Origin of the sequence: Roseateles sp. (assembly GCF_019237615.1) — a bacterium.
In the GTDB taxonomy this organism is placed as follows: domain Bacteria; phylum Pseudomonadota; class Gammaproteobacteria; order Burkholderiales; family Burkholderiaceae_C; genus Pelomonas.
In genome coordinates this window covers 1-4,213 of the sequence record NZ_JAFAGT010000024.1, presented here as the reverse complement: position 1 = coordinate 4,213, position 4,213 = coordinate 1, and the positions used below count along the sequence as shown (strand labels likewise).

Sequence of the window (4,213 nt, the reverse complement as noted above, 5' to 3'; positions counted from 1 at the left end):
CATCTCAATGGCCGGCGCCCAGATAGGCGCGGATCACGTCTTCGTTGTTGCGCACCTCGTCGGGGGCGCCGTCGCCGATCTTCTTGCCGTAGTCCAGCACCACGACGCGGTCCGAGATGTCCATGACCACGCCCATGTCGTGCTCGATGAGCACGATGGTGGTGCCGAATTCGTCGTTCACGTCGAGGATGAAGCGGCACATGTCCTGCTTCTCCTCCACGTTCATGCCGGCCATGGGTTCGTCCAGCAGCAGCACCTGGGGCTCCATGGCCAGGGCCCGGCCCAGGTCCACGCGCTTTTGCAGGCCGTAGGGCAGCTGGCCCACGGGCGTCTTGCGGTAGGCCTGGATCTCGAGGAAGTCGATGATGTGCTCGACAAATTCGCGGTGCGCGATCTCCTCGCGCTGGGCCGGCCCCAGACGCAGGGCCTGCATCAGGATGTTGCTCCTGATCTTGAGGTTGCGGCCGGTCATGATGTTGTCGATCACGCTCATGCCCTTGAACAGCGCCAGGTTCTGGAAGGTGCGCGCCACGCCCATCTCGGCCACCTGGCGGCTGTTCATATGGCTGAAGGTCTGACCGCGGAAGGTGATCGAGCCTTCGGACGGCGTGTAGACGCCGTTGATGCAGTTGAGCATGGAGCTCTTGCCGGCGCCGTTGGGGCCGATGATGGAGCGGATCTCGTGCTCCTTCACATTGAAGGAGATGTCCGTCAGCGCCTTGACCCCGCCAAAGCGCAGGCTGATGTTCTTGATGTCCAGAATGACATCGCCCGTGGTTCTTGTATCCATGTCGCTCCCTCTCAGACCGTGGCCGCCGGGTGGATCTTGCTGTCCACAATGGTCAGCGTGGCGCTCACGCTGCCGGTGCGGCCGTCTTCAAACTTCACCTGGGTCTCGATGAACTGCTGCTTCTTGCCGGTGTAGAGCGCGTCCACCAGCACCCCGTACTTGTCGGCGATGAAGTTGCGGCGCACCTTGCGCGTGCGCGTGAGTTCGTCGTCGTCGGGGTCCAGCTCCTTGTGCAGCACCAGAAAACGCGCCACCTGGGTGTCGGCCATGCCGGGCTCGGAGGCCAGGTCGGCGTTGACCTTGTCTATGCACTCGGCCACCAGCTCCAGCACCTTGGCCTTGCTGGCCAGGTCCACATAGCCGCCATAGGGCAGGCCCTGGCGCTCGGCCCAGTTGCCCACGGCCTCGTAGTCGATGTTGATGAAGGCGCAGACCTCGTCCTTGCCGTGGCCGAAGCACACGGCCTCCTTGATATGGGGGAAGAACTTGAGCTTGTTCTCTATGTAGTTGGGCGCGAACATGGCGCCGCGGCTGGTCTTGCCCACGTCCTTGGCGCGGTCGATGATGCGCAGTTGGCCGTTGGCGTCGATCACGCCCGCATCGCCGGTGTGGAAGTAGCCGTTGGCGTCGATGACCTCGGCCGTGGCGTCGGGACGCTTGTAATACTCCTTGAGCACGGACACGCCCTTGACCAGCACCTCGCCGTTGTCGGCAATCTTGAGCTCGATGCCGGGCGCGGCCTGGCCCACGCTGGAGAGCTCCACCTGACGGTCGCGCTGCAGGCAGACATAGGCGCAGGTCTCGGTCTGGCCGTAGAGCTGCTTGAGGTTGATGCCTATGGAGCGGAAGAAGCGGAACAGCTCGGGGCCGATGGCCGCGCCGGCCGTGTAGGCCACGCGGATGCGCGACAGGCCCATGGCGTTGCGCAGCGGCCCGTAGATGAAGAGATTGCCCAGCTGGTACTTGAGCCGGTCCAGGGCGCTCACGTTCTTGCCGTCCAGAATGTCCGAGCCCACGCGGCGCGCGACCCCCATGGCCCTGGCATACATCCATTGCTTGAGCGGCGAGGCGTCCTCCATGCGGATGGAGACCGAGGTCAGCATGCCCTCGAAAATGCGCGGCGGCGCAAAGTAATAGCTGGGGCCGATCTCGCGCAGGTCGATGGCGACCGTGGACGCCGACTCCGGGCAGTTGATGGTGAAGCCCGCCACCAGCCATTGCGCGAACGAGAACAGATGGTCGCCGACCCAGGCCGGCGGCAGGTAGCAGATCACATTGTCGGCAGCCTGCAGGCCGTCGGTCTCCACGCCGCCGCGGGCCGAATCGCCGAAGCTGGCATGGGTCTGGCATACGCCCTTGGGCTTGCCCGTGGTGCCCGAGGTATAGAGGATGACCGAGATATCGTCGGGGCGCAGGGCGGCCACCATGGCGTCGTAGGCGCCGGGGTGCTGCGCATCCCACTCCTGGCCCTTGGCCAGCAGCGCCGCGGTGCTGATGAGCCCGGGCTGATCGTATTTGCGCAGGCCGCGAGGGTCGTCGTAGATGATGTGGCGTATGCCGGGCACGGACTCGCGCACCTCGAGCAGCTTGTCCACCTGCTCCTGGTTTTCGGCAAAGGCGAACGCGATTTCGGCGTCCTCCATCACAAAGCGCATTTCGGCGGCCACGGCGTCCTGGTACAGCGGGATGGGCACGGCGCCGCAGGCCTGCACGGCCAGAAAGCCCAGGTAGACATGGGGCCGGTTGTCGCTGATGAAAGCCAGGTTCTGACCGCTGCCCAGTCCCAGCGCGCGCAGGCCGCAAGCCATGTGGCGCACGGTTTGTGCGGCTTCGCGCCAGGTCCATGTCTGCCAGATGCCGTATTCCTTCTCACGCAGGGCGGGCGCATCGGGGCGCTCGCTGGCGTGCTTGAGCAGCAGGTGCGGGAACGTGGTTGTCATTCCTAGTCCTTGTATCTTCAACGACCTGTAGGCGTTGTCTGTGCCGGTTCTACGTAAAAGTCTTGCAGGAATGCTATGGACGACTTTGACGTCAAATGGTCTGTTTGACGACAATCCGAGGGAAACTCTCCATAGTGAAAATCCGCTGTGGCAAATGCTGCTGAAAGAGGTGCATTTGCTGCCTCGGGGGAAATACGGCTTCCGCAGCGCGGCCGCATTCGCAATGCTGGCGGCCATGAGTCAAGAACTGTCCTTGCATCAAAGGCGACGCAAACCCAGGGGCGATGAGCTGGAGGGGGTTCCATGGTTGTCCGTGCTGCTGCCGCTGGAGCGCGAAAACGCTTTGCGCGTGCTGGTGGTCGGAGACGCCGAGCCCGGTGACTATGTGTGCCGCATGGGCCGGGCGCCCACCTACTGGTTCGGCGTGGTCGACGGCCTGCTCAAGATGAACACGGACAGTGCCGACGGCGTCAGCCTGACCCTGGCCGGCCTGCCGCCCGGAGGCTGGTTTGGCGAGGGCACGGCCGTCAAGCGCGAGCCCTACCGTTACAACGTCCAGGCCATACGTCGCTCGGTCGTGGGCGGGCTGCCCATAGACATGTTCCACTGGCTGCTGGACCACTCCATAGGCTTCAACCGCTTCGTGATGAACCAGCTCAACGAACGCCTGGGCCAGTTCATTGCGGCGCGCGAGATCGATAGGCTGAACAATCCCGACCAGCGCGTGGCGCGCAGCCTGGCCGCGCTGTTCAACCCCCTGCTGTACCCGGGCGTGGGCGAGGTGCTGCGCATCACCCAGCAGGAGCTCGCGAATCTGGTGGGCCTGTCGCGCCAGCGCGTGAACGAGGCGCTGGCCGTGCTGCAGCGTGAGCGCGTGATCCAGGTCGAGTACGGCGGTCTGCGCGTGCTGGACCTGGAGGCACTGCGCCATGGGGTGTTTGCGCCGGCACGCCGGGTAACTGCCTGAAAAACAGGCAAAACAAAGACCGAGCGCCACGCTGGAATTGTGGATAACTGCAGCCGAGAGCCGCGCGTCGCGCGACAATGGCGGTCAAATGTCAGTCAATTCCCCTAAAGAGTCTGGCGCCCCCGGCGCTGGCAAATCCTCCGCGCCCTCCGAGTCCTCGTCGGCGCGCTCTGTTTTGCGTGCGCCGGCCAAGCCTGCCAAGGCGGAAAAGCCCGCGGCGGCCCGTGGCTCCAAGCCTGCGCCCGCACGCGGCGGCAAACCTGCAGGCCGTGACCGCGATGACGCCGCGCGCGGCGAACGCGGTGCCCGCCCTCAGCGTGACGAACGTCCGCGCGCCTCGGGCTTTGGACGCGCTGATGGCGGCCGTCCTGCTCGTGACGACGGCGAACGCCGCGGCGGCTTCTCGCAGCGCGACGAGCGCCGTCCCCGCGATGACCGCTTTGCCGAAGGCGGCGAGCGTCGCTTTGGCGGCGGTGATCGTGGCTTCAAGCCCTATGGCGAGCACCGTGGCGATGG

General features: G+C 65.1%; 3 protein-coding genes and 1 pseudogene. 1 reads left to right on the top strand and 3 read right to left on the bottom strand.

The window, feature by feature from the left end:
• Nucleotides 1-4 precede the first annotated feature (4 nt).
• Both JOY88_RS04555 and JOY88_RS04550 read right to left on the bottom strand, forming a co-directional pair.
• Nucleotides 5-790, bottom strand: coding sequence for an ABC transporter ATP-binding protein (locus JOY88_RS04555; protein WP_293500734.1), 786 nt, complete (start codon nt 788-790; stop codon nt 5-7).
• Nucleotides 791-801: 11 nt separating this feature from the next.
• Nucleotides 802-2,730 (bottom strand): AMP-dependent synthetase/ligase, encoded by a 1,929-nt coding sequence (locus JOY88_RS04550; protein ID WP_293500732.1) that lies wholly within the window; start codon nt 2,728-2,730, stop codon nt 802-804.
• A gap of 235 nt (nt 2,731-2,965) precedes the next feature.
• Between JOY88_RS04550 and JOY88_RS04545 the strand changes: the two genes are divergently transcribed.
• Nucleotides 2,966-3,697, top strand: a complete 732-nt coding sequence (locus tag JOY88_RS04545) for a Crp/Fnr family transcriptional regulator (protein WP_293500731.1) — start codon at nt 2,966-2,968, stop codon at nt 3,695-3,697.
• Nucleotides 3,698-3,788: 91 nt separating this feature from the next.
• Here the strand turns inward: JOY88_RS04545 and JOY88_RS04540 are convergent.
• Nucleotides 3,789-4,213 (bottom strand): annotated as a pseudogene (locus tag JOY88_RS04540) (hypothetical protein); the annotation flags it as partial.

Bases quoted from the DNA above. Each gene is read 5' to 3' on its own strand.
- JOY88_RS04555 (WP_293500734.1), bottom strand. From the start codon at position 790: ATGGATACAAGAACCACGGGCGATGTCATTCTGGACATCAAGAACATC.
- JOY88_RS04550 (WP_293500732.1), bottom strand. From the start codon at position 2,730: ATGACAACCACGTTCCCGCACCTGCTGCTCAAGCACGCCAGCGAGCGC.
- JOY88_RS04545 (WP_293500731.1), top strand. From the start codon at position 2,966: ATGAGTCAAGAACTGTCCTTGCATCAAAGGCGACGCAAACCCAGGGGC.